The sequence below is a fragment of the Actinacidiphila paucisporea genome, from assembly GCF_900142575.1.
GTDB lineage: Bacteria > Actinomycetota > Actinomycetes > Streptomycetales > Streptomycetaceae > Actinacidiphila > Actinacidiphila paucisporea.
Genome location: NZ_FRBI01000020.1, coordinates 1 through 25,348, shown reverse-complemented (window position 1 = coordinate 25,348; position 25,348 = coordinate 1). Strand labels below are relative to the sequence as shown.

At 74.3% G+C, this 25,348-nt stretch carries 18 protein-coding genes; 5 read left to right on the top strand and 13 right to left on the bottom strand.

What is annotated here, in order from left to right:
- Nucleotides 1-3: 3 nt before the first annotated feature.
- Genes BUE44_RS25305 through BUE44_RS25285 form a run of 5 tightly spaced genes read left to right on the top strand, consistent with a single transcriptional unit; the run spans nt 4 to nt 3,878 of the window.
- Complete coding sequence (locus tag BUE44_RS25305) at nt 4-705, top strand: class I SAM-dependent methyltransferase (RefSeq protein ID WP_107415832.1); 702 nt, start codon at nt 4-6, stop codon at nt 703-705.
- Nucleotides 702-1,316: a sensor histidine kinase gene (locus tag BUE44_RS25300; RefSeq protein WP_107415831.1), complete on the top strand. Its 615-nt coding sequence runs from the start codon at nt 702-704 to the stop codon at nt 1,314-1,316. Before BUE44_RS25305 ends, BUE44_RS25300 begins: the two co-directional genes overlap by 4 nt.
- Nucleotides 1,313-1,966, top strand: coding sequence for a response regulator (locus BUE44_RS25295; RefSeq protein ID WP_073501307.1), 654 nt, complete (start codon nt 1,313-1,315; stop codon nt 1,964-1,966). The genes BUE44_RS25300 and BUE44_RS25295 overlap by 4 nt, the downstream gene beginning before the upstream one ends.
- Nucleotides 1,966-2,808 carry a class I SAM-dependent methyltransferase gene (locus BUE44_RS25290; RefSeq protein WP_073501306.1) on the top strand — a complete coding sequence of 281 codons (843 nt, stop codon included), beginning with the start codon at nt 1,966-1,968 and terminating at the stop codon, nt 2,806-2,808. The genes BUE44_RS25295 and BUE44_RS25290 overlap by 1 nt, the downstream gene beginning before the upstream one ends.
- Before the next feature lie 2 nt (nt 2,809-2,810).
- Nucleotides 2,811-3,878, top strand: a complete 1,068-nt coding sequence (locus tag BUE44_RS25285) for an FAD-dependent monooxygenase (protein WP_073501305.1) — start codon at nt 2,811-2,813, stop codon at nt 3,876-3,878.
- Between the two features lie 67 nt (nt 3,879-3,945).
- On the opposite strand, the gene BUE44_RS25280 is transcribed toward BUE44_RS25285, so the two are convergent.
- The 13 genes from BUE44_RS25280 to BUE44_RS25220 form a co-directional block, all read right to left on the bottom strand.
- A complete protein-coding gene (locus BUE44_RS25280) occupies nt 3,946-4,962 on the bottom strand; it encodes a tyrosine-protein phosphatase (RefSeq protein ID WP_073501304.1) in 1,017 nt (338 codons plus the stop codon).
- Nucleotides 4,963-5,001: 39 nt separating this feature from the next.
- Nucleotides 5,002-5,598: a PadR family transcriptional regulator gene (locus BUE44_RS25275; protein ID WP_073501303.1), complete on the bottom strand. Its 597-nt coding sequence runs from the start codon at nt 5,596-5,598 to the stop codon at nt 5,002-5,004.
- 100 nt (nt 5,599-5,698) lie between these two features.
- On the bottom strand, nt 5,699-6,412 hold the full coding sequence (locus BUE44_RS25270) for a glycoside hydrolase family 12 protein (RefSeq protein WP_073501302.1): 714 nt from the start codon (nt 6,410-6,412) through the stop codon (nt 5,699-5,701).
- A 260-nt stretch (nt 6,413-6,672) separates the two neighbouring features.
- Nucleotides 6,673-7,497 carry a thioesterase II family protein gene (locus BUE44_RS25265; RefSeq protein ID WP_073501301.1) on the bottom strand — a complete coding sequence of 275 codons (825 nt, stop codon included), beginning with the start codon at nt 7,495-7,497 and terminating at the stop codon, nt 6,673-6,675.
- 66 nt (nt 7,498-7,563) lie between these two features.
- Nucleotides 7,564-9,636 carry an ABC transporter ATP-binding protein gene (locus tag BUE44_RS25260; protein ID WP_235002439.1) on the bottom strand — a complete coding sequence of 691 codons (2,073 nt, stop codon included), beginning with the start codon at nt 9,634-9,636 and terminating at the stop codon, nt 7,564-7,566.
- Entirely contained in the window at nt 9,633-10,508 is an 876-nt protein-coding gene (locus BUE44_RS25255; protein WP_073501299.1) for an ABC transporter permease, read from the bottom strand. The genes BUE44_RS25260 and BUE44_RS25255 overlap by 4 nt, the downstream gene beginning before the upstream one ends.
- A 34-nt stretch (nt 10,509-10,542) precedes the next feature.
- Complete coding sequence (locus BUE44_RS25250) at nt 10,543-11,787, bottom strand: amidohydrolase family protein (RefSeq protein ID WP_073501298.1); 1,245 nt, start codon at nt 11,785-11,787, stop codon at nt 10,543-10,545.
- Nucleotides 11,784-12,800 carry an ABC transporter permease gene (locus tag BUE44_RS25245; protein WP_235002437.1) on the bottom strand — a complete coding sequence of 339 codons (1,017 nt, stop codon included), beginning with the start codon at nt 12,798-12,800 and terminating at the stop codon, nt 11,784-11,786. The genes BUE44_RS25250 and BUE44_RS25245 overlap by 4 nt, the downstream gene beginning before the upstream one ends.
- Nucleotides 12,797-14,413: an ABC transporter substrate-binding protein gene (locus BUE44_RS25240; protein ID WP_073501297.1), complete on the bottom strand. Its 1,617-nt coding sequence runs from the start codon at nt 14,411-14,413 to the stop codon at nt 12,797-12,799. The genes BUE44_RS25245 and BUE44_RS25240 overlap by 4 nt, the downstream gene beginning before the upstream one ends.
- Nucleotides 14,414-14,514: 101 nt before the next feature.
- Nucleotides 14,515-19,023, bottom strand: a complete 4,509-nt coding sequence (locus BUE44_RS25235) for a type I polyketide synthase (RefSeq protein ID WP_407640055.1) — start codon at nt 19,021-19,023, stop codon at nt 14,515-14,517.
- 29 nt (nt 19,024-19,052) lie between these two features.
- Nucleotides 19,053-20,201 (bottom strand): alpha/beta hydrolase, encoded by a 1,149-nt coding sequence (locus BUE44_RS25230; protein ID WP_073501295.1) that lies wholly within the window; start codon nt 20,199-20,201, stop codon nt 19,053-19,055.
- Nucleotides 20,198-22,165: an HAD-IIIC family phosphatase gene (locus BUE44_RS25225; protein WP_073501294.1), complete on the bottom strand. Its 1,968-nt coding sequence runs from the start codon at nt 22,163-22,165 to the stop codon at nt 20,198-20,200. The genes BUE44_RS25230 and BUE44_RS25225 overlap by 4 nt, the downstream gene beginning before the upstream one ends.
- 173 nt (nt 22,166-22,338) lie before the next feature.
- Nucleotides 22,339-25,348 (bottom strand): type I polyketide synthase (locus BUE44_RS25220; RefSeq protein ID WP_143172581.1); only part of this gene is annotated, 3,010 nt, incomplete at its 5' end.

The following is a 25,348-nucleotide window of genomic DNA, read 5'->3' as shown; positions in this document are numbered from 1 at the left end:
GATATGGAATCGAACCAGGCACAGACCGAACTTCCCGAACCGACGCAGGCCCGCATTGAGGCCGCAGCCGAGTCGTATCGGCGGCCGATGCTCGCCGCCTACGACATGTTCGTGTTGGGCATGATGAGCCGGTTCATGTGGCGCTGCCCGCGTGGCAGAATGCTTGCGCATTACGACCGGCAGGTCGGCGCGACGCATCTGGATATCGGGCCGGGCACCGGCTGGTTTCTGGACAAATGCAGATTTCCGGTGAAATCCCCGTCGATCACCCTGGTCGACCTCAACGAGGTGGTGCTCTCCACCGCGGCGCACCGGATCAGCCGGTATCGTCCGGAAATCCGGGTCGGTGACGCGTTCAAACCGTTCGACCTCGGCACCGAGCGGTTCGACTCGGTCGGCATGAACTTCCTGCTGCACTGCCTGCCCGGCACGATGCGGCAGAAGTCGGTGGTGTTCGACCACGTGACACCGTACCTGCGGCCCGGCGCCCGGGTGTTCGGCAGCACCGTGCTGGGCACCGGCCCGCACCACACGGCGCGCTCCGGCAAGCTGCTGGCCAAGCTCAACCGCAGCGAGGTGTTCAGCAACCTCGACGACCGTCTCGAAGACCTCGACGAGCAGCTGCGCGCCCGCTTCACCGACGTCGAGACGGTCAGGACCGGGGCCGTCTGCCTGTTCGCCGCACGCCATCCGGGGGCGCGATGAGCGGCGAACTGCCCGATGTGGCCCGGCACCTCCACGACGGCGTCCTCCAGGAGCTGGCAGTCGCCCGGATCCAGCTGGGCCGGGCGCTCGCCGCGCCCGGCCCGTTGCCCCGCGAGCTGGGCACCGACCTGAAGCTGATGCTGGACCGCCAGATCGCCGACCTCCGCCACCTGATCAGCGGTTCCGCACAGCCCACACCACCGCAACCGGACCTGCCCAGCGCGCTGGCCGCCACCGCGGAGAACCTCCAGTCGGCCACCGGCATCCACATCAGCGTCGAGAGCCGCACCGCACCGCGCGGCCGGTGGGCGGGGAACGACCTGGTCGCCTACCGGATCGTGCGCGAGGCACTGCACAACACCGCCAGGCACAGCGGCGCCCGGCACGCCGGGGTCACCGTGGCCGTACGGCGGGACCGGCTGGTCTGCGTGGTGTCCGACGACGGGCGCTTCGCGCCGGCCACCGCCCGCCCGCACTTCGGGCTCACCTCGATGTACGCGCAGGCCAGGAAGGCGGGCGGCTACCTGGCCGTCCAGTCCCGCGGCACCGGCACCTTCGTCACCCTCTCACTACCCAGGAACCCGGTGCCCGAGGGGGAAGTCCCGCGATGACGCCGCCCGACCCCTCGTACCGGCCGACCATCCTGATCTGCGACGACCACCCCGTGGTGCGCTGCGGCATCCGCACGCTGCTCCCCGACGAGCGCTACCGGGTCGTGGGCGAGGCGGCGGACCTGGCGGGCACCGTCGAGCAGGTGGACCGGCACCGGCCCACCGTGCTGCTGCTCGACCTGAGTTTCCTCGGCACCCTCAGCCTGTGCGTGCTGCCCACCGTGCGGGCGGTCTCGCCCGCCACCCGGGTGCTGATGCTCACCATGCACAACGACCTGGACTCCGCACGGGAGTCGCTGGCCGCCGGCGCCCACGGCTTCCTGTCCAAGGACGCCGCCGCCGAGGAACTGGTCGCCGCGGTCGACGCGCTCGCCGCGGGCGGCCGGTACCTCGACCCGGCACTCGGCGCGTCCCTGCTCGACCGGCACACCGACCCCGACGGCGAACTGAGCCGCCGGGAGCGCGAGGTGCTCGGGCTGATCGCCGACGGCCTGACCCATCCGCAGATCGCCGACGAGCTGGGTCTGTCGGTACGCACCATCGAGGCGCAGCGTGCGTCGATCAAGGTCAAGCTCGGAGTCAGCCGCCGGGCGGAGCTCATCAGCTACGCCCGGCGGCTGCGGCTGAGCACCACAGGAGGAGATCGGTGATGCAGACGGGCCGGCCCAGCCGTACCGCAATGAGCTCGGCGCGCGCCCGCGCCGTCCACCAGGTCGCGGACTCGCCACCGGTGTTCGCCGACCCGCTGGCGGTGCGCATCGTCGGCGGCGTCGCCGACGACGACCCGCGGCCTCCGGGGGTGCCCGCCATGCCCGCCGAGGTCCGGCTGTTCATGGCGCTGCGCCACCGGGTCGCCGAGGACGCGCTGTGGGCCGCCGCCCGGACCAGGCAGGTGGTCGTCCTGGGCGCGGGCCTTGACACCTTCGCGTACCGGAACCGGAATCCGGCGCTGCGGGTCTTCGAGGTCGACCTGCCGGCCACGCAGGAGTGGAAACGCCGGCGGCTGGCCGACGCCGGCATCGACATACCGGACACCGTCGTCTTCTGCCCGGTCGACTTCGCCGAGCAGACCGCGCAGGAGGGGCTCGCGGCGGCCGGGTTCGACCGGCACGCGCCGGCCTTCTTCCTGCTGCTCGGCGTGGCGCCCTACCTGACCAGGGACGCGCTGCTGGCCACGGCGCGCTTCGTGGCGCAGCTGCCCGCGCCCGCGGAACTGGTCTTCGACTACAACCAGCCGGCCGACGCGCTGCCCCCGCACCGCCAGGCCACCCGCGCCGCGCAGGCCGAGGCGATGGCCAAGGCGGGGGAGCCGTGGCGGTCGTTCTTCACACCGGCCGACATCGCGGCGGAACTGGCCGACGCCGGCTTCGACAGCGTCGCCGACATCGGCTGGCACGACTGCCTGGCGCGCTACGGGCTCGACCCGTCGCTGCCCGACCTGTTCGGCGGCCGGATCGTGCATGCGCGCGCGACCGGCAAAGAGAGGAGCTAGCGATGCACGCTCTGGTCATCGGCGGCGGGGTGGCCGGTCCTGCCACGGCTGTCGCCCTGCGTTCCATCGGTGTCGACGTCACCGTCTGCGAAGCCCGCCCGGCCGAGGACAAGGACGCCGGTCTGTGGGTCATGGTCGCCCCGAACGGCCTCGCCGCGCTCGACGTGCTGGGGCTTGAGGAGACGGTGCTGCGCGAGTCGCTGGCAGGCGCGGTCGGCCCGTCCGGCTTCGCCCCCATGCGCCGCGCCGGGCTCTACCGCCTGCTGCGCGAAGCCGCGGCGGCCCGCGGCGCGCGGATCGAGCACGACCGGAAGCTGATCGCCGCCGAGACCACCGCCGACGGGGTGGTCGCCCGGTTCGCCGACGGTTCGGCCCTCGCCGGCGACCTGCTCGTCGGCTGCGACGGCATCCACTCCCGCACCAGGTCGATCATCGACCCGGCCGCGCCCACGGCACGCTACGTACCGCTGCTCAACCTCGGCGGCTTCGCGTCCGGCGTGGAGGCCCCCGGCGAGGCCGCGCAGCTGCAGTTCGTCCGCAGCCCCAAGGGGTTCTTCGGCTACGCCGGCTCGGGTGCGGGCGAGGTGTGGTGGTTCGCCAACCTGCCCTGGGGCGCGGAGCCGAGCCGGGCCGAACTGGCGGCGATGGACCGCGCCTGGCTCACCGAGCGCCTGCTCGACACCTTCGCCGAGGCCCCGGGTTACGTGGCGGACGTGATCCGCGCGACGTACACCGACCTGTACGCGCTGCCCACCCACGACCTGGGCGGCGTGCCGACCTGGTCGCGGGACGACATGGTCATCCTCGGTGACGCGGCGCACGCCACCACGCCGACCTCCGGACAGGGCTCGTCGATGGCGATCGAGGACGCGGTGGTGCTCGCCAAGTGCCTGCGCGACCTGCCGAGGCGCCAGGCCCTGGCCCGTTACGAGGAGTTGCGCAGGGAGCGGGTCGAGGGCATCGTGGCGCTGGGCGCCCGCGCGTCCGCCGCCAAGCTGAACGACGCGGCGCCCGACGGCGGGCTCGACTGGGTCCTGGACTACCGGATCGACTGGGCGGCCCGCGTCTGACCGGGCCGGACGGGGCAAGCGTGCGGGGGGCGCGGCGAGATCGCCGCGCCCCCCGCACGCTTGTGCCTCACACCTGGGCGGGTGCCACCAGCCGCTCCCGCAGCGTCGCGATCGTCCCGGGCGTCACCCCGCCGGGCCCGGTCAGGTAGTCCTCCACCGATCCGTACCGCCCGCGCAGGGCCTCCAGGGTGGCCGCCATCGCGTGCCGGGGCGCGCCGAACACCTCCCGGTAGCGGGCGAGGTCCAGGCCCAGCTTGGCGAGCCTGGGCAGCAGGTGGGCCACCCGGCGCTCGCTGAAGTACACGCTGCTGAGCGTGTAGTCGTCCAGGACCGTCGCGTCGTCCACGCCCAGCACGGACAGCAGCAGCGCGACCGCCATACCGGTACGGTCCTTGCCCGCGGTGCAGTGGATCACCGCGGGCAGGCCGTCCGGCGCGGCAAGCCCGGTGAGGACCCGGCCGAGCACGGCCGCGTCCTGCTCGCCCATGTCCAGGTAGATCCGGTGCAGCAGGTCGTCGGGGACCTCGGCGACCCGGCCGCTGCGGAACAGGTCGCCGAGCGGGTTGGGCCGCGAGGCGTCGCCGCCGATGGCGAACGGCACGTGCCGGACGGCCGCGGGCAGCGCGGACGGCGCCTTCGTCCGCTCGTCGTCGGTGCGCAGGTCGTAGGCCACCCGGAGGCCGAGCTGGTCGATCGCGGCGAGGTCGGCGGCGGTCAGCCGGTCGGGCGCGTCGGCGCGGAAGACCATGCCCCACCGCGTACGGCCGCCGTCCGCCGTCCGATAGCCGCCCAGGTCGCGGAAGTTGCTCGCGCCCTCCAGCGGTACGACCCGCTCGGCGGCGAGCACCGCGGCGCCGCCGCCGGCCGGCACGACGGACACGTAGTGCCGGCCGGGGCCCAGCTCCTTCAGCGACACCCGCGTCGAACCGCCGTCGACGAGGGCGACCGGGCGGCCGTGGTCGACCGACTCGGGCGTGGGCCCGACCGCCAGCTCCACCGGACCCGCGCCGGCCAACTCCCATGACACGTCGAGGACACCGGTGTCGTCGCGCACCACGTCGACCGCCAACACGACCGTTCCCATGCGATTCCTCCGATTGTCCGTGCGGATGTCCGTGCGCGGCTATGTGCCGCCGGCCGGCGGCACGTCCGCCGGCTCCAGCCAGGGCAGGGCGCCCGCGTCGATGTCGCCGATGACCCGGTCCAGCCAGGCCACCTCCGCGACGCGCAGCGCCTGTGCGTACTCGGCCTCCAGGGTCACCACCCGCGGCAGGTCCGCGGTGTCGGCGGCCAGCCGGCCCGCGACCTGGTCGTAGGTGGCCTGGATCGCGGTCCTGCGCTGCCGCAGCAGGTCTGCCGCGGTCGCCGCGTCGAGGTTGAGGATGTGCGCGAGACCGGTGACGAACACCGGGAAGTCCTGGGCAGGGGTGCGCAGATAGTCCCGGACGAGCGCGTCGGCCACGGCCGCGCCCTCGGCGGTGATCGCGTAGACGGTGCGCTCCGGCCGGGCACCGGCCCGCTCCGAGGTGACGGCGGTGATCAGGCCGGCGTCGGCCAGCCGGCCGATCGCGTCGTAGAGCGAACCGCCGCGCATCTTCACGACCTGGTCGACGTGCCGCTCACGGACCAGCGCCTGGATCTCGTAGGGATGCCGGGGGCCTTCCCGCAGCAGGCTCAGCACCGCGAGCGTCAGCGGTGTCCGCAGCGCACGCGGCGGCATCCGACCCCCCAGAGATCATAGTCGAGTTCGAGTAACCGAAGTCGACTATACCTCAGGGCGCGCCGGTCCGTGAGGGGCACGCATCAGGGATGCCGGAGCCTCAGGAGGACGACACGGAGAACGAGTTCGTCGTGAAGTCCAGGCCGCCGGAGGAGGACGTGATCTCGTAGCCGAACTGGACATTGCCGAGGGTGATGTCGCCGAACCAGGCCTTGGTGTTCCTGATCCAGTTCAGGACGGCCAGCACGTCCACGGTGGCGGAGCTGGTGTTGGAGGTGCGGACGAAGGAGAAGACGGCGTTGGCGCCGTTGCTCCCCTTGTAGACCGTCCACGTGCTGCCGCCGACGCTCACCGTGCCCTGCGATGTGCCCAGCGGGCCGACCGCGCCGGTCTTGTTCATCCAGAGCATGATCTCGTACGCGTTGTTGGTGTCCCAGATGTCGTACGCCGTCTCGTACGCGCCGCTCGACGGCACGCTGACGTTGAAGCCGGAGCTGACGGAGTGCAGCGTGCTGAGCTTCCTGCCCACGTAACGGGTCGCGTTGGGGTACGACTTGACGCCGCCGGTGTTGGGGTGGTTCGCCCACACCCCCCAGTTGCTGTACGAGTTGGCCCAGATCGTCTGCGGGCCGGCGCCGCTGCCCCAGACGTCGTTGTAGAGCGTGTAGCCGCCGTTGGACCAGGTGGCCCACTGGTCGCCGGACGACCAGGTGGCGGCCTGGGCCGGCGCCGCGGCCAGCCCGACCGCGGCGGCCGCGGCGGCGACCAGGCCGAGCAGGACGACGCGGGGTTTCGCGCGAAGGGTTCTACGCATGGGGGACTCCGTTCGTGAGCCGTGACGGCCACGCGTGGGAGACGCGTTGTCGAAGCGCTTCGACAGTGGGGTGAAGCAGTTCGCTGCCGTCATCGGGGGATTGGCCGATACGATGACAGTCGAATTGTCGAAGCGCAACGAGTCCGACCATGCCAATTTCCGCCCGGCTTCCCGGGCGCCCGCGGCGCCGTCTGTGGCCCCAAGAGGCGCGGCACGTCGCCGAGTTCCCGCCGCGGCCGCCCGGTCCCGGAATCCCCGGGTCAGCCCTTCGCCTCCACCGCCGTGCGGGCGGCGGCCGCGGACAGCCGGGCGGTCAGCAGCGACAGCACTTCCCGCTGGTGCTCGACCAGGTAGAAGTGGCCGCCGGGCAGCGCGCGGAATTCGAAGCCGCCCGTGGTGTGCGCGGCCCACGCGCGGGACGCGGTGACCGTCGCCCAGGGGTCGCTGTCCCCGGTGAGGGCCAGGATCGGGGCGCGGACCGTGGTGCCGCGGGGGAGCAGGTGGGTCTCCGCGGCGTGCAGGTCCGCCCGGATGACCGGCAGGATCATCTGGCGGACCTCCGGGTCGGCCAGCAGCCGCGGGTCGGTGCCGCTGAGGTCCCCCAGGTGCGCGGCCAGGCCCGGGTCGTCCAGGCCGAGGACGACCGGGCCGATGGTGGCCGGCAGCGAGGGGGCGCGGCGGCCGGAGACCGCGAGCAGCGACGGCCCCCTGCCCTGCCCCTCCAGCAGCCTGGCCACCTCGAACGCGAGCGCCGCGCCCATGCTGTGGCCGAAGAAGGCGTACGGGCGGCCGTCGTCCAGCACGGCGGCCACCGCGGGCGCGGTCAGCGCGGCGAGCCGCGCCAGGTCGCGTACCAGCGGCTCGGCGCGCCGGTCCTGGCGGCCCGGGTACTGGACGGCGAGCACCTCGACGTCGTCGAGCGCCACCGCCCACGGGTAGAAGGCGGACGCGGCGCCACCGGCGTGCGGGAAGCACACCAGGCGCAGGGCGGCGTCCGGGCGCGGGCGGTGCACCCGGACCCAGTCGGCGGTGTCGGTGTCGGCGGCGAAGTCACCTGCGGAACGGGCGGACGGGTCAGGCGTCATGGCGGGTCCTCGTCGTTCTCCGGTCGGGCGGTGCGGCGGGCCATCGGACGGCCGGGGCGCCGGGCATCAGCGCAGCGGTGCCTCCTTGCGGGCGGTCCGAGCGGTAGAAGGTGGCGGGGAGGTCGGGCCGGCCGGCGGGTCGCCCGCTACGGGCTCCGCCGGTGCGGCCGCCTTGGCCGTGGAGACGGTCCGGACCTCCTTGTCCGGTACGGCCGCGGGATCGTCCACCCTCGGGAGGGCGGCGAGCAGTTCCCGGGTGTAGGAGTGGGCCGGGGCGAGGAAGACCTCCTCGACCCGGCCGCTCTCCACCACGACCCCCTGGCGCATCACCAGCACCCGGTCGCTGGTGTGGTGGATGACGCCGAGGTCGTGCGAGATGAACAGCATGGCCATGCCCAGCCGTTCCTGCAGGTCGGCGAGCAGGTCGAGGATCTGCGCCTGCACCGAGGCGTCCAGTGCGGACACCGGCTCGTCGCAGACGACGATGTCCGGTTCCGGTGCGATGGCCCGCGCGATGGCCACCCGCTGGCGCTGCCCGCCGGACAGCTGCCGGGGGCGGCGGCCCGCCAGCGCCGGGTCCAGGCCGACCAGCCGCAGCAGTTCGGTGATCCTGGCGCGCTCCCGGCGCACCGTGCGCCGCCCGGGTGTCCCGAGCGCCTCGCTGATCACCCGCTCCACGGTGAAGCGCGGGTCGAAGGAGCCAAGCGGGTCCTGGTGGATGAGCTGCACGCGGCTGCGCACCGGCCGCCGCTCGGACTCCGGCCGCCCCGACCAGGGCCGGCCCAGCACCCGCACCGACCCGGCGTCGGGCTCCAGCAGGCCCAGCACGACGGCCGCGGTGGTGCTCTTGCCGGATCCGGACTCGCCCAGCACGCCCAGCGTCTCGCCGGCATCCAGGGTGAAGGACACGTCGTCGACGGCGAGCCGGCGGACGCCGTCGGGCCCGGCGAAGCTCTTGCTGACGCCGCTCACTTCCAGGACGGTCCGCTGGTCGCCACCGCGGCCGCGGCCGGCCGCGACCGCGGCGGGCGCGGGCCAGGGCACGTCCAACCGCGAGCAGCGCGCGCGGTGTTCACCGCCGGCGGCGCCGGCCTCGGCGTCCCCGCCCGCCGGCACGTCCGGCGGCTGCTGCTCGCGGCACAGGTCGACGGCCAGCGGGCAGCGGTCGGCGAACGCGCAGCCGGTGCCGTCCCATGCGCCGCCCGCGGTGGCCCGGCCGCCGGGCCACGGCGACAGCCGGGTGCCCTTGGCGTGCGCGGACGGCACCGCGGCCAGCAGTTGCCGGGTGTAGGGGTGGGACGGTGCGCGCAGCACCTGCTCAGCGGTGCCGGTCTCGACGAACACCCCGCGGTACATCACCGCGATACGGTCGGCGAGCCGCGCCACCACCGCCAGGTCGTGGCTGATCAGCAGCACCGCCGTGCCCTCGGCCTTCTTCGCCGCGAGCAGGTCGAGTATCTGCGCCTGCACCGCGACGTCCAGCGCCGTGGTGGGCTCGTCGGCGATCAGCACGCCGGGGTCCGCGGCCATCGCGGAGGCGATCAGCGCGCGCTGCCGCAGGCCGCCGGACAGCTGGTAGGGATACTGCCGGGCACGCAGTTCCGGCTCGGGCACCCGCGACTGGGCCAGCAGTTCCACCACCCGGCCGCCCACCTCGGCCCTCGGCACGACGCGGTGCACCCGCAGTGCCTCCGCGATCTCGGCGCCGACCGTGCGGACCGGATCGAGGGAGGACAGCGCGTCCTGCAGCATCAGCCCGATCCGGCGGCCGCGGATCTCCCGCCACTGCCGGTCGTCCAGGCCGCGCAGGTCGCGACCGTCGGCCTCCAGCCGGGCCGCCCGCACGGTCGCGCCCGCGCCCGCCAGGCCGACCAGCGCACGGGCGGTCACGCTCTTGCCCGACCCGGACTCCCCGACCACGGCCAGGCATTCGCCGGGAGCGATGGCCAGGTCCACCCCGCGTACGGCCTCCACGACCACGCCCCGGGCGCCGCGGAAGGACACCCGCAGGTCCTCGACGGCGACCAGCGGCCGTACCGCCCGCGCGCCGGGCTCCTGCGGCCGTTCGGCCTGCGCGTCCCGGGGGCTGGCGGACGAACTACCGTGCTCCTGAGGCCCGTTCGGGTATTTCGTCATCATCCCTCCCGCCCTTCGAAGCGCCGCCTCAGGTCGCGGCCGAGGATGTTGACGGCGACGACGGTGACGGTGATCGCCACACCGGGGAAGACCGCCATCGCCCACGCGGTGGCGAGGAAGTCCCGTCCGTCGGACAGCATTTCGCCCCACTCGGCCGTGGGCGCCTTGGGGCCGAGGCCGAGGAAGCTCAGCGACGAGCCGGCGATCACCGCCGTGCCGATGTTGATGCTGGCCAGCACCAGCAGCGGCGGCAGGGTGTTCGGCAGCAGGTGCCGAACGCCGTTGCTCAGCCGCCCGCGCCCGTACGTCACGGCGCTGCGCACGTAGTCGGCGTTCTTGACCACCAGGGCCTGGCCGCGGGCGAGCCGGACGAAGCCGGGGGTGAGCGAGGCGCCGATGGCGAGGGTGGCGTCACCGGTGCCGGGGCCGAGCACGGCCGCGACCACCAGGGCGAGCAGCAGCCCGGGGAAGGCGAGGAAGACGTCGGTGAGCCGCATGATCGCCTCGTCGAGCACCCGGCCGCCGGTCGCGGCGAGGATACCGAGGACCGATCCGGCGGCGACGGCGATCGCGGTCGCGCCGACACCGATCAGCAGCGACGGCCGGGCGCCGTAGATGATCCGGGCCAGCACGTCCCGGCCCAGCTGGTCGGTGCCCAGCAGGTGCCCGCCGCCGGGCGGGGCCAGGGCCGCGATCGGGTCGACGGCGTTGGGGTCGGTGGAGGTCAGCACGCCGGGGAAGAGGGCGGCGACCAGGACCAGCGCGACCACCAGGCCGGCGATCAGCACGCTCCAGGCCGGCAGCCGCACCGCCCCGCGCGACCGCGCGCGCGGGACCACCGAGCCCGGCCCGTCGACCGTTCCGAGCGCGCTCATGAGGCCGCCCCGCCGGCGCCCGCACCTGTCCTGGTCACGGCGCCACCTTCTCCTGCGGCCTCAGCACCGCGCGTTCCGCCGCCGCCGGCGGCACGTGGACGCGGCCGCGGGCCAGCACCAGCAGCGGGTCGCGCAGCGCCCGCAGGTCCTCGCGCAGGTCGCCGGGTACGACGAGCAGGTCGGCGTCCAGACCCGGCGCGATACGCCCGGTGCGGTCCGAGACGCCGAGTGCGGCGGCCGCCTCCGACGTGGCCATCTTCAGCACCGCGTCCACCGGCAGCCCGGCCCGCTCGTACCACAGCAGACCCTCCGCGTAGCCCTCGAAGGTGGCCAGGTGCACGCCCGCGTCGGTGCCGGCCACCAGCCGCACCCCGGCCTCGTACTCCCGCCGCACCAGGTCGAGATAGGGCTGGATGGTGTCGGCGCCGCGCTCGCGGGCGACCGAGTCCAGCGTGCTGCTGAACGTCGGGCAGACGAAGACCCCGTCGGCGGCCATCCGGTCGATCAGCTCGTGCTTGTGGGCCGGTTGGCCCTTGACCGCCGAGGCGAAGGTGCAGTGCTCCAGGGTGTCCGCGCCCGCCTCCAGCGCGGCCTCGATGCCCTCGGTGCCATGCACGTGCGCGGCGACCCGGCGGCCGAAGCGCGCCGACTCCTCGACGGCGGCGGCGAGTTCGGCGGCGGTGAACTGGACCTGGTGGGGGCGCGGCCCGGTCGTGGTCATGGTGCCGCCGGTGACCATGATCTTGGTCAGGTCGGCGCCGTCGCGCAGGTTGCGGCGCACCGCGGCCCGCACCGCGTCCTGTCCGTCGGCCTCGCCGCCGAGGAACCAGCAGTGGCCGCCGGTCACGGTCACCGGCGTGCCGGCGGACAGCAGGCGGGGCCCGGGGATGTCGCCCGCGGTGATCGCGTCCCGCACCTTGCGCACCAGGCCGTTGCGGTCGCCCAGGTCGCGTGCGGTGGTCACACCCGCGTCCAGCAGCCGCGCAGCGCGGCCGACCATCGCCGGCAGCAGCGCCGCGTCGTCGGCCGCCAGGAAGGCGGTCAGCGGGTCCTCGCTCGCGTCGAAGACCAGGTGCACATGGCAGTCGATCAGGCCGGGCAGCAGCGTGGCCGCGCCCAGCTCCTGCACCGGGGTGCCCGCGGGGGCGCGTCCGATCACCGCGTCCCTGGGGCCGACGTCGGCGATCGTGTCGCCGTCCACCAGCACCGCGCCGTCCGGCACGGCCTCCTGGTCGCCGCCGGGCAGTACCAATTCCGCCGCCAGCACGCGTCGCGTCATGCCTGCGCCTCCTTCAGTCGTGGGTCGACCACGCGGTAGAGCACGTCGGTGAGGAGGTTGACCGCGCTGAAGGCCACCGCGGAGACCACCACCACACCGCTGATCACCGGCAGGTCCCGGCTGTTGACCGCCGACACCAGCACCCGTCCGAGGCCCGGCCGGCTGAAGATCGTCTCGATGATCACCGCGCCGCTGAGCAGCGCGCCGACCGACCAGCCCGACAGCGTGACCATCGGCACCATGGCGTGCCGCAGCGCGTGCCGCACCCGTACCGTCGTCTCGCTCGCGCCGCGCGCCCGGGAGCTGAGCACGAAGGGCTCGCTCAGCGCCCTTTCCATGCCCTCGCGCATGACCTGCGCGAACACGCCGAGCAGCGTCAGCGCCAGCGTCACCGACGGCAGTACGAGCCCGTTGACGCCGCTGCCGCCGACCGCGGGGAAGAGCTGCCAGCGGAAGGAGAAGAAGGTCAGCAGCAGCACCCCGATCCAGAACCCGGGCAGCGAGGCGAGCACGAGTTCCAGGGTGGAGGCCAGGCCCCGCAGCAGCGGGCGGCGCCCGGCGGTGGTCACGGCGAGCACCGTGGCCACCACCAGCGCCAGCACGAAACCGGTCACCGCCAGTTCGACCGTCGAGCCGAGCTGGTCGAAGATCAGGCTCTTCACGGACTGGTGCAGCTGGTAGGACTGGCCGAGATCCCCGCGCAGCAGCCGCCCCATGAACAGCCCGTACCGCACGTACACCGGGTGGTCGAAGCCGGTCTCGTGCCGCACCTCGGCGACCAGCGCCGGGGTCTGCCCGGTGGGCCCGAGCATGGTCTGCACCGGGTCGCCCGGCAGCAGGTACAGCGCCACGAAGGCGGCCGTCGCCGACCCGAGCACCACCACGACCGACAGGAGCAGCCGGCGTACCAGCCACCGCCACAGGTTCGCCGTACCCGGCGAACCCGCCGGCCCGCCGCCCTTCACCTGCCCGTCCCGCGTGTCCGGCCGGTCCTGCGTGTCCTGTGGGCTCACTTGCCCAGCCAGACGTCGTAGAACAGCGGGTAGGCGGTCGGGTCGAAGGTGATGCCGTGCACCTTGTGCGCCGCGCCCAGCAGGTACGACGAGGCGTACGTGGGCAGCGCCAGCGCGTGCTGGTTGATGTACTGCTGCGCGGCGGCGACCGCGGTGGTGGCTGCCGCCGGGCTGGAGGTGGCGATCTCGGTGCCGAACCAGCCGTCGAGCGAGGCGTCGGACAGCTGGAACATGTTCCCGCCGCCCTTGGCCACCGTCTGGTCGGAGCCGAAGTAGAAGTGCAGGATGTCCGGGTCGGCGCGCACGAAGCTCATCGCGAAGATGTCGAGGTTCTTGCCGCTGTTGAGGTCGGCGCCGAGCTTGCCGGGGTCCTCGCTGGCGTACTGCACGTCGATGCCGACCTTCTTCGCCTCGGCCTGGATGCCCTGGCCGAACACCACCCGCTGGTCGCGCTGCATCGTCGCCGAGTACGGCCAGCGCAGCGTCAGCCGCTTGCCGTCCTTGGTGCGGTATCCCTGCGCGTCCCGGCCGGTCCAGCCGGCCTGGTCCAGCAGCGAGCCCGCCAGCGCGGGGTCGTACGGCCAGCTGTTCGCGGTGGCCTTGTCGTAGTCGGGGGTGGCCGGCGAGAGCACGCTCCAGGAGCGCTTGTACTGCCCGGCATAGACCGAGTCCACCAGCTTGCCGAAGTCGACCGAGCGCTGGAAGGCCTTGCGGACGCGCTCGTCGGTCAGGGGTCCGTACCTGGTGTTCAGCAGCAGCGTGTAGACGGCGCCCGGCTCGGGGGCGGTCAGCAGCTGGTCGACCTTGCGCACCACGGTCACGTCGTGCGGCGGGACCTCGCTGATCACGTCGGCCTGGCCGGAGGTCAGCGCGCCCAGCCGGACGGAGTCCTCCGACACGAAGCTGAAGGTGAGGCTGTTCAGCCGGGCCGGCCCGGTGTGGGCGGCCGTCGGCGGGCCCCAGGCGTACTTCGGGTTGCGCGACAGCTTCACGCTGGTGCCCTTGGCCCAGTTGTCGAAGACGAACGGGCCGGAGCCCACCGGCTTCTGGCACAGGCTCGTGCCGTTCTCGCGGATCGACTTCGGCGACTGGATGCCCAGGTAGGGCGTCGACAGGGCCTGCAGGAAGGGCCGTGACGGGCGCGAGAGGTGGATCGCGATCGTCGTCGCGTTGACCACCGTCGCACCGCTGTAGGCGGAGATCAGGCTCGCCGCGTAGTAGGAGCGGGCCTTGGGGTCGACGGCGTGGTCCAGCGTCGCCTTGACCGCCGCCGCGTCGAGGGGCGTGCCGTCGTGGAAGAGCACCCCCGGGCGCAGGGTGAAGGTGTACGTGCGCTGGTCCGGCGAGACCGTCCACGACGTCGCCAGCCACGGCTTGAAAGTGCCGCCCTTGGCCTGCTCCACCAGCGAGTCGAAGATGTTCCGGTCGATCAGCGCGTCCACGTCGCGGGCGCCGACCTCGGGGTCCAGGCACTCCGGTTCCACAGAGGTGGCGAATTTCAGGTCGCCGCCGGCGGTGGGGGTGCCGCTGTCGCCGCCGGCCTTGGAGCCACCGGACGTGCAGGCCGCCGCGGTCAGACACACCAGTCCTGCCGCGACCGTCCTGATAACCATCCCTGACTGCTTCGAGCCCCCGCCTCGGCTGCCTAGCAAGCCCGTCTCCTTCGCTCCGTCGGCCGGCCGGCCGCACTCTTGCGCCAATATCGCCAGAGCGTCTAAAACCCACCTGAAGGGTGGGCGGCGATGAGCGCCTCGTGGAGGTGGCGGGCCAGCGCACGCGGGGTCGGGTGGTCGAAGACGGCCATCGCGGAGATGTCCAGGCCGGTGTCCTCGCTCAGCAGCCCCCGCATCTCCAGCGCGGTGAAGGACGAGAACCCCAGGTCGAGCAGGCTCGCCTCCTCGGGTACGGACGCGGCCGACTCGTGGCCGAGGACGCTGGCCGCGTGCGCCCGCACCAGCTCGACCAGGACGTCGAGGCGCGCCCCGTCGGGCACGGTGGCCAGCCGTTCCCGCAACTGTCCGGCAGCGTCCGGCCCGCCGCTGGCCCCGCCGGCGGCGGTGACCTCGGGCACGTCCCGCAGCAGCGGCAACGCCCGCGCCGCGGCGAGCTGTTCGGCGTCCAACTCCTGCCAGGAGATGTCCGCGACGGCGAGCGACACGGCCGTTCCCGCCAGCACGTGGGTGAGCATGCCGACGGTGACAGGGCGCACCCCGGGGGCGCCGTCGGGCTGCCAGGGGCCCAGTGCCAGCGCCACCGCGGGCAGTCCCGCGTCGCGACGGGCGTGGGCGAGGGCCTCGAACGGGGCGTGGGCGGCGGGTTCTTCGGGCTGCCGCAAGCCGAGGGCGGGCAGCAGGGCGTCGGACAGCAGGACGAAGGCCGCCGGGTCGTGGGCGCGGGTCAGCCGGTCCAGCAGGTGCGCCGTCCCCGCGGCAGACGCGGCCGAGGGCGTGCCGCTCTCGGCGACCACGGCGACCGCGGCCAGCGGGAAGTCCGCCGGCAGGCCGGAAAGGACCGCCGCCAGTGCCGCCTCGTCGCCCGCGGCCCACTCCACCGGCGTGACGCCGGCCCCGGCCACCGCGCCGGCGTCCGGACCGGCCAGCAGGACCCGGCCCGCACCCTGGGCGGCCAGCGCGGCCGCGAACTCCCCTGCCAGCGGGCCCGATCCGGCCACCAGCGCGGTACCGGACCGCAGCGCCGCGGCGATCTTCGGCTCGGGCTCGGGCGCCGGAACCGGCAGCAGCCGCCGCACCCACGTCACCGTGCGGCGGACCGCGACCCGGTCCTCGCCGCCCTGCGCCAGCGCGGCCGCGAACGCGGCGCCCGCGGCCGCGTCCACCTCGGCCGGCAGGTCGACCAGCCCGCACGGCACCCCGCCGGGCAGATCCCACAACGGCGCCTGGCCGATCGCGGGACTGTCGTCGTCGGCGTCGACCGCGACCCCCTGCCGCGTCACCGCCCACAGCGGGGCTCGTAGCCCGGCGGCACCCAATTCCCCGACGAACCGGGCCAGTTCCGCCGGTCCGCTGACCGCGCCGGGAAGCAGCAGCACCCCGTCGAGCGCGGGGTCGGCGGCGAGCCGCGGCCACTCGGCGGCGTCCGGAGCGCCGGCGTGGCCGAGTTGCGCGCCTGCCGCGGTCAGGGCCTCGCCCACCGCGCCGTCCTCGCCGCCCAGCAGCAGCCAGCGGCCCGGGCCGGTCGCCGTGGCGGCGGAGGCCGCGGCGGGGCCGGCCGCCGGGCGCCAGTCGAAGCGGTACCACCACGTGTGGCGGCGCCGCCACGCGGCGAGTTGGGGCAGCAGCGTGTCGAGGGCGGGGCCGGTCCCGTCGGCCAGGCCGAGGGCCGTCGCGGCGCCGTCGACGTCGCCCGCGGTCACCGCGTCCCAGAAGACGTCGTCGGAGCGGTTCCGCGGGGCCTGCGCGGCGGGCTCGTCCAGCCAGTAGCGCACCTGGCGGAACGGGTACGTCGGCAGCGGCACATGGCGGGCCGCAGCCCGCGGCCCCGGCGTGCCGTACCAGCGACTCCAGTCCACCGGCACTCCGTTGACGTGCAGGGTGGCCAGCGCCAGCGCCAACGTGCGGGCTTCGGGCCGGTCGCGGCGCAGCGTCGGGACGACGACGGCGCCCGCGGTGCCGCTCTCCTGGGCCATCGGCGAGAGCGCGACGTCCGGGCCGACCTCCACGAAGACGGTCACGCCCGCGCCGGCGAGGTGCCGGACAGCGTCGTGGAAGCGTACGGCGCCGCGCACCTGCTCGGCCCAGTACGCGGGCGTGGCCATCCGCTCCTCGGGCCGGCCGGTGAGGCCGGAGACCACCGGGATCGAAGGGGCGCGGAAACGTATCTCCGCCGCGACCTGTTCGAAGTCGGCGAGCATGCCGTCCATGTGCGCGGAGTGGAAGGCGTGACTGACCCGCAGCTGCTTGACCCGCCGGCCGCGCTGCCGCCAGCGGGCGGTGACCTCGGCCACCGCGTCGGCGTCCCCGGAGACCACGGTGGACTGCGCGCCGTTGACCGCGGCGATCCCGATGCGGCCCGCGACCGAGCCCAGGGACTCCAGGACCTCCGCCTCCGACGCGCGCAGCGACGCCATCAGCCCGCCCGCGGGCAGCGCGTCCATCAGCGCGCCGCGGGCCGCGACCAGCCGGCACGCGTCCGGCAGGTCCAGCATCCCGGCGGCGTGGGCGGCGGCCAGCTCGCCGACCGAGTGGCCGGCCACCAGGTCGGGGGCCGGCCGGAGGGTGGTGAGCAGCCGGTAGAGCGCGGTCTCCACGGCGAAGAGCGCGGGCTGCGTGAAGCGCGTACGGTCCAGCTGCGCGGCCTCCTCGGAACCAGGCGCCGCCCACAGCAGCGGCGCCAACGGCCGCTCCAGCAGCGGATCCAACTCCGCCAGCACCTCGTCCAGCGCCTCACGGAAGACGGGGAAGGCCTCGTACAACTCCCGTCCCATTCCGACCCGCTGGCTGCCCTGCCCGGTGAAGAGGTACGCCGTCGTGGACGACTTGACGGCTGCACCGGTGAGCAGCCCGGGTGCGGTGCCGCCGGCGGCCAGCGCGGCCAGCGCGGCCGACCGCCCCGCCGCGTCCTCGGCGACGACCGCCGCACGGTGCTCGAAGGCGCTGCGGGTGGACGCGAGCGCCCGCCCGACGTCGACCGGGTCGTGGCCGTCGCCCGCGGGCGCCGCCACGGCGTCCAGCAGCCGCGCCGCCTGCGCCCGCAACGCATCCGGGGTGCGGGCCGACAGCACCCAGGGCGCGAGCGGCGGCGCGAACACCTCGGCCGGCTCGGCGGCGGACCCGTCGGCCGCGTCCTCGCCCTCGTCCCCGCCGTCGGTGGCCGGCGGCGCCTCCTCCAGGATCACATGGGCGTTCGTGCCGCTGATCCCGAAGGACGACACGGCCGCGCGGCGCGGCTCGGCCCCGCCCGGCCAGGGCACCTCCTCGGTCAGCAGCTCCACCGCGCCGGCGCTCCAGTCCACGTGCGGCGAGGGCTCCTCGGCGTGCAGGGTGCGCGGCAGTACCCCGTACCGCATCGCCATCACCATCTTGATCACGCCCGCGGCGCCGGCCGCGGCCTGGGTGTGCCCGATGTTGGACTTGACCGAGCCGAGCCGCAGCGGCCGGTCGGCAGGCCGGTCGGCGCCGTACGTGGCGAGCACCGCCTGCGCCTCGACCGGGTCGCCCAGCGACGTGCCGGTGCCGTGCCCCTCCACCACGTCGATCTGGTCGGCGCGCAGCCGCGCGCTGGCCAGCGCCTGCCGGATCACCCGCTGCTGGGAGGGGCCGTTGGGGGCGGTCAGGCCGTTGCTCGCGCCGTCCTGGTTGACCGCGCTGCCCCGCAGCAGCGCGAGCACCGGATGGCCGTTGCGGCGTGCGTCCGAGAGCCGCTCAAGCAGCAGCAGGCCCACGCCCTCGGAGAAGCCCGCACCGTCCGCGCCGGCCCCGAAGGACCGGCAGCGGCCGTCCGCCGACAGCCCGCGCTGCCGGCTGAACTCCACGAACAGCCCCGGCGTGGCCATCACCGTGACGCCGCCGGCCAGCGCGAGCGAGCACTCGCCGGCCCGCAGCGCCTGCGCGGCCAGGTGCAGCGTCACCAGCGACGAGGAGCACGCGGTGTCCACCGACACCGCGGGGCCGCGGAAGCCGAAGGTGTACGCGATCCGGCCGGACGCCACGCTCGGCGCGCTGCCGTTCCCGATCAGACCGGCCACCTCGTCCGGCACCTGGTGCAGGCGGGAGGCGTAGTCGTCGTACATCACCCCGGCGAACACCCCGGTGTCGCTGCCGCGCAGCTCCGCCGGGTCGATCCCGGCCCGCTCCAGCGTCTCCCAGGCGACCTCCAGGAGCAGCCGCTGCTGCGGGTCGGTGGCCAGCGCCTCGCGTGGGCTGATGCCGAAGAAGTCGGCGTCGAAGCGGTCCGCGTCGTAGAGGAAACCGCCGCGCCTGGTGTACGACGTGGTGGGCCGCTCCGGGTCCGGGTCGTACAGCGCGTCCAGGTCCCAGCCGCGGTCGGTCGGGAAGCCGCCGATGGCGTCCACGCCCTCGGACACCAGCCGCCACAGGTCCTCGGGCCCGCGCACCCCGCCCGGGTAGCGGCAGCCCATGGCGACCACGGCGATCGGGTCCGTCCGCTCGGCCTCCAACTCCCGCACCCGCTGCCGGGCCCGCCGCAGGTCCGCGGTGACCCGCTTGAGGTAATCGACGAGCTTCGCCTCGTCCGCCATACCCACTCCCACCCTCTCCCCGTCTGCGGCGCGGGTCAGTTCCCGCGCCGCCGGCCGGCCAGCCGCAGCGCACGCCACAGTGCGCCGAACACCAGCCGCTTCACGTCCCGTACGCCGAGCATCCGCAGCAGTGACAGCAGCACCCACACCCGCGTCTCGAGCAGGTGCGACGGCGAGCCGTGCACGTCGTCGTTGTCGACCAGGTCCAGCCGGCGCACCGAGCGACGCAGCGCCTGCGGGTCGGCCGACGGGATGATCTCGTCGCGACGGCTCCACAGGCACGCCACCGGCACGTCCAGCGCGCCCAGTTCGCCGTCGGTCAGGCCCCAGCCCGCCACCCGGTCGCCGACGCCGCCCGGGGTCGTGCCGAGCAGGTGCGCCAGCGTGTCGACGGTCACCCGCGGCACCCGCGCCTGCCAGTCGCGGTCGGAGAAGAACGAACTGACCGGCACGCCCGCGGTGATCACCCCCTTGATCCGGGGATCGGCCGCCGCGGCCCGCAGCGCCATGTGGCCGCTGAAGCTCAACGCCACCAGGTACGTCCGCTCGGTGTCGGCCCGCTCGCCGACCGCGTCCAGGATCGCCGACAGCATCGCGGGGCTGTCCTCGTCGTACGGCAGGGTGTTCTCGCCGACTCCGGGCATCTCGGCGACCACGCCCGCCACCCCCAGCCGGGTGGCCTGCACCAGGATCGGCGCCCACTGCTCCTTGACGCTCACGATGCCGCCGGTGACCAGCAGCAGCGGCCGCCGCTTCCCGTCGGAACCGGCCGCGGGCAGCCCCGAGGTCCAGCAGCGCACCCTGCCGGCCGGCAGGTCCACGTCCAGCCGCTCGATGCCCTTCTGGGTGCTGCGCCAGGCGTCGAAGGCGGCCACGCAGCGGTCCAGCGCCTCCTGGCGGGCCGGGCCGTTGACGAACGGGAAGCGCGCCATGTTGTAGTAGCGGCTGGCCTCCAGCAGCCGGCCGGCCGCCTCGGCCTCCGCCGCCGCCCGGCTCCACTCGTACACCCACGAGCCGGGGGTGCCCTCGCCGTCGCCGGTGATCCGCGCCAGCAGCGGCTGATAGGTCCGCGGGCTCAACTGCTGCGCCTTGGCGTGCACTTCGACGAACTGCTTCAGCTCCCGCACATCGTTGGCGGTGCCCGCCGCCGGTACGCTGCCGGCCGTCGTCCTGCCCTCGGTCATCGTGGTACCCCGCTCAGTGTCGTCGTCAGCTGTACGTGGGCCGGAAAGCCGGTCCCGTCGGTGGCTCGGGTCCCGCCGGTCCCGGTCCCGCCGGTCCCGCCGGCGGCGCCGGTCCCCTCGGTCCCGCCGGTTCCGTCCGCGTCCGGCGAGGCGTGCAGGTCGAGGCGGAAGGACGCGGCGGACCCGTCGCCGTCGTCCAGCCGGACGAAGCCGTGCCGCGGGTAGAAGTCGCGGACCATCGCGTTCTTCGCCGTCGCCCGGTAGTCGCCCGTCACCGCGCTCGCGCCTTCCGCCCGGGCGTGCGCCAGCACCGCGGCCAGGCACGTCTGCTCGATGCCGCGGGAGAACACCCGGCAGCTCAGCACGATGTTGTCGATCCGCAGCACCTTCTCCTCCCAGCGGGCGAAAACCGCGCCCACCAGGCCGTTCTCGCCGAACCTGTCGGAGGACGCGATGCGCAGCACCAGCCCGGCCGGGTCGGCGATCCACGCACTCACCTCGGCGGGCTGCAACCGATGGGTGGTGAGGTTGAACTGGTTCGTGCGCAGGGTCAGTTGCGACACCCGCGGCACCTCCCGGTCGGAGGGCACGGCCAGGTCCACCCGGATGTCCAGCTCCGCAAGGTAATCGTCCACGGAGGTGAAGCCCTCCCGGAAGTCGGCCCGCACCAGCTCGTCGCGGTAGCGCGAGGTCCGGGCCCGGTCCTCCGCCGTCACCTCGCGGACGTCGAACCAGCCGTCGGCCAGCAGCCGTTCGATGTGCAGCGCCGGCTCCTCGTCCAGCCGCACCACCGCCACATCGGGCAACTGGCGCCCCACCAGGCCGCATTCGAAGGGGCTGTCGTCGGCGAAGACCAGGCTGTCCACGCCGATGTTCAGCGCGGCGGCCAGCTCGGTCAGGTTCTCGTGCTTGGGCCGCCAGTTGGCGGTCACCCGGACGAAATCCTCCTCGCGCAGCACCATGCCGTCCCGCTCGCGCAGCGCCTGCGCCACCGGCTCGGCGTCGTTCTTGCTGGCCACGGCCAGGATCACACCCTGCGAGCCGATCTGCTTGACCACCCGCTGGAAGGCCGCGAAGGCCTCACCCCGGTAGCCCTCGCCGATCTCGATGCCGTCGACGCCGTCCTCGCTGAGCACCCCGCCCCACAGCGTCTCGTCCAGGTCCACGACCAGCGCCTTCTTCGTCCGCCCGGCTCCGCCGCGGGCCAGGTGCACCACCTCGCGGGCATAGCCGGCGATCAGCTCCGCCGACAGGTGCTCCTTGGCGTACGCGCTCAGCCGCGGGTCGGTGACCGGCACCCCCTCCGCCAGCAGCGGGTCGAGGTCCACGACCGCGACGGACGCGCCGGCCAGCCGCAGCAACCGGGCGTTGGCCTCCCGCCACACCGCACCCAGCTCCGCCCGCGACCGCAGGTCCACCAGCTGCGCGGACCAACGGCGAGGCAGCGGAATCGTGTTGAGGACCAGCACCCCGCCGCGACCGGCCGCGTCGAAGGTCTTCACCAGCCGCTCCAGCGTGGCCAGCTTCTCCCCGAGCACCCGCTCGACGTCCGCCGGCCCCCACGGCACCGGCACCTCGTCGAAAACGACGAACGGGTCGAGCACGCACAGCGTGAGGTCGCCGTCGGCCGCGTACAGCCCGCTGCCGGGATCGGACAATTCGAAGATCCAGCTGTCGAACGCCGACACGTGCGGACGCAGCAGCAGCCCGTGCCGGGCCGCCTGCACGGTCAGCGCGGGCACCAGCGCGGACAGCGTGCCATGACCGGTGACGGCGACCTTCACCACCGGCGTGCCGGGGTGCTCACGCAGCACCTCGGCCGGGTCGAGCCGCGCCAGCAGCCGGCCGGCACGCTGCAGGTCGGCGTCGCGCAGGCCGGCGAGCAGCCCCCGCAGCCGCGGGTACGCACCGGCCGCGAGCCCGGCTCGCAGCAACCCGAACACATCCTCCTCGGGCACGGACATCCTGGTCCTCTCGGCAAGATCGGCTATAGGGAGGTGGGATTGAGGGGCGGCGGCGCTGTGGACGGCAGTCCGCGGTCGTACCGCCTCATGCTCATGACCGGCGCTAAAGCCCGGCTTGCGGAGACCTTGTGCGGCGCCCGGCGGTCCGGCCGCAGTGCCTGGCTGCGGGCCGCTCACGCGCCCTCCGAAGCCGAGCCGCCGAGGTCGAACTCGCGGTCGATCAGGTCCAGCAGGTCCTCAGCGGTCGCCGTGCTGATGTCGGCGCCGTTCGTGCCGCCACCGATGTCGGCCCCGTCGGCAGCGCCGCCGCCCGCGGCCGCCTCCAGGCTCCACAGGATGCCGCGCACCCGGGACAGGGCCTTCTCCCGCGCCGCCTCGTCGACCGCGTCGAACCCGGCGATCGCGGCGTCCACCCGGTCGAGCTCCGCGAAAAGCTGCGCCGCCGGGCCCGGCCGGGAGTCGGCCAGCCGTCCCAGCACGAACTCGATCACCGCTGACGGGGTCGGCTGGTCGAACACCAGCGTCGCCGGCATCCGCAGCCCGGTCGCCGCGTCCAGCCGGTTGCGCAACTCGACCCCGGTGAGCGAGTCGAACCCCAGCTCCTTGAAAGGCCGTGCCGTGTCGACCGCCGACGGATCCGCGTGCCCCAGCACCGCGGCGACCGTGCCGCGTACCAACTGCGTCACCTCGCGCCGCTGCTCCTCCGGCGGCAGACCCGCCAGTGCCGCGGGCCGCGACGATCCGTCCGGCCCCCGTCGCGCCGCCCGCCGCACCAGCTGCCGCAGCAGCGCGGGCGTCGGCGACAGCGCCCGCAGCGCCCGAGCGTCGAGACTGACCGGCAGCAGCACCGGATCGGGTGCGGCGAGGGCTGTGTCGAGGAGGGAGAGGGCGTGCGGGGTGGTGAGGGGCTGGAGCCCCTGCCGGGTGAGCCGCCGGCGCTGCCCGGTGTCCAGGGTGCCGGTGAGGGAGCTGGTCTGTTCCCACAGGCCCCAGGCGAGGCTGGTGGCGGGTTGGTGGTGGGTGTGGCGGTGGTGGGCGAGTGCGTCGAGGAAGCTGTTGGCGGCGTTGTAGTTGGCTTGGCCGGGGTTGGCGAGGGTGGCGGCGGCTGAGGAGTAGAGGACGTAGTGCTGGAGGTGGGGGAGGTCGGCGGTGTGGAGGTGGTAGGCGGTGTCGATTTTCGGGGTGAGGGTGGCGTGCAGTTGTTCGGGGGTGAGGGTGGTGAGGGTGGCGTCGTTGAGGGTGCCGGCGGCGTGGATGACGGTGGTGAGGGGGTGCTCGTCGGGGATGCCGGCGAGCAGGGTGGCGAGTTGGTCGGGGTCGGCGGTGTCGGCGGCGGCGACGGTGGCTGTGGCGTCGAAGTGGGCCAGGGCGGTGGTGAGTTCCGTCGCGGCGGGGGACTGCGGGCCGGATCGGCTGGCGAGGAGGAAGTGGCGGTGGCCGTGGTGCTCGGCGAGGTGAAGGGCGGTGAGTCCGGCCAGCACGCCGGTGCCGCCGGTGATCAGGGTGGTGCCCTCCGGATGGCCGCTGGGCACGGTCGCCCCGTCGTCCGGCGCCGCGACGTGCCGCGTCAGCCGTAGCGCGTACGCCGTACCCGCGCGAACCGCGGCATACGGCTCGTCGGCCGCGCGGGCCGCCGCGACCACCCGCGCGAGGGCCTGTCCCGACTCCGCCGTGCCGTCGCTGTCGACCAGCGTGATCCGCTGCGGGAACTCGCTCTGCGCCGTCCGGACCAGGCCGGTCACGGTGGCCTGCACGAGGTCGGGGTCATCGCCCGGTCCGACCGCGGCCGCGCCACGGGTGACCAGCACCAGATGGACGTCCAGCAGGCGGTCGTCGGCAAGCCAGGACTGCAGGAACAGCAACGTACGCTCGGCCGCCGCGTGCGCCCGGCCCGGGACGTCGAGGTGGTCGCGGGTGGCGGTTGCGGGTTTGTCGCCGGGGGCGGAGTCGCCGGCGGTGGTGGAGTCGCCGGCGGTGGCGGGAAGGAAGTGCACCAGCGCCTCGGGCCGGCCGTCGGCGTCGGGCACCGCGGCCAGGTCGGCGTACACCGGCCCCGGCGCCCACTCCCCGGGCTCGCCCAGCACACCCCATCGCGAGCTGTCCGCCGGCGCCGCACCGGCGGCCTCGACCGCCAGCGGCGCCCACGCCTCGACGTACAGGCCCTCCACCGGCTGCCGTCCGATCGCCGCGACCTGCGCGGCATCCAGCACGCGCGTCGTCAGCCGCTCCACGGTGGCCACCGCCTGCCCGGCCGCGTCCGCCAGCTCGACCGCGAGGGAGTCCTCGCCGGTACGCGTCAGGTGGACGCGGGCGGCCGTGGCGCCGGTGGCGTGCACCCGCACCCCGCTCCACGCGAACGGCAGCCGCGCCTGCGCCTGCGCCGCCAGCGCCACCGGATGCAGCGCCGCGTCCAGCAGCGCCGGGTGCACTCCGAAGCGCGCGCCCTGGGCCTGCTGGTCCGCGGCGAGCCCGATCTCCGCGTAGAGGTCGTCGCCGTCCTGCCAGGCCGCGGTGAGGTTCTGGAATGCCGGGCCGTAGGTGTAGCCCTGGTCGGCGAGGGTGTCGTAGGCGTCGGCGAGGTCGATCGGGGTGGCGCCGGGGGGCGGCCAGGCGGCGTCGGCCGGCGTCAGCGGGGGCTCGGGCGCCTGGGTGGTGGTGAGGGTGCCGGTGGCGTGCCGGGTCCAGGCGGTGGCGTCGGGGTCGTCATGAGCCGCGCCCGCGCCCGGCTCCGGCCGGGAGTGGACGGTGAGGGTACGGCGGTCGGCGTCGTCAGGTGCGCCCAACGTGACCTGAAGCTGGATCGCCTGGCCCGGAAGCAGAACGAGCGGCGCTTCGAGCGTCAGCTCCTCGACCGCCTGGTGCGCGGTCCCTTCACCTGCGTGCAGGGCGAGTTCGACGAATGCGGTGCCGGGCAGCAGCACGGTCTCGCCGACGGCGTGGTCGGCGAGCCACGGGTGGTCCGCGAGGGAGATCCTCCCGGTGAAAAGTGCCGCCCCGTCCGGCAGGTGCACCGACGCCCCGAGGAACGGGTGGTTCGCCGCCTGCTGACCCAACCCGCTCGGATCACCGCTCCCGGCCGACAACTTGGCCCAGTAGTGGGTGGTTTGGAAGGGGTAGGTGGGGAGGTCGGTGGTGGGTGTGTTGGTGAAGTGGGTGGTCCAGTTGATGGGGGTGTTGTGGGTG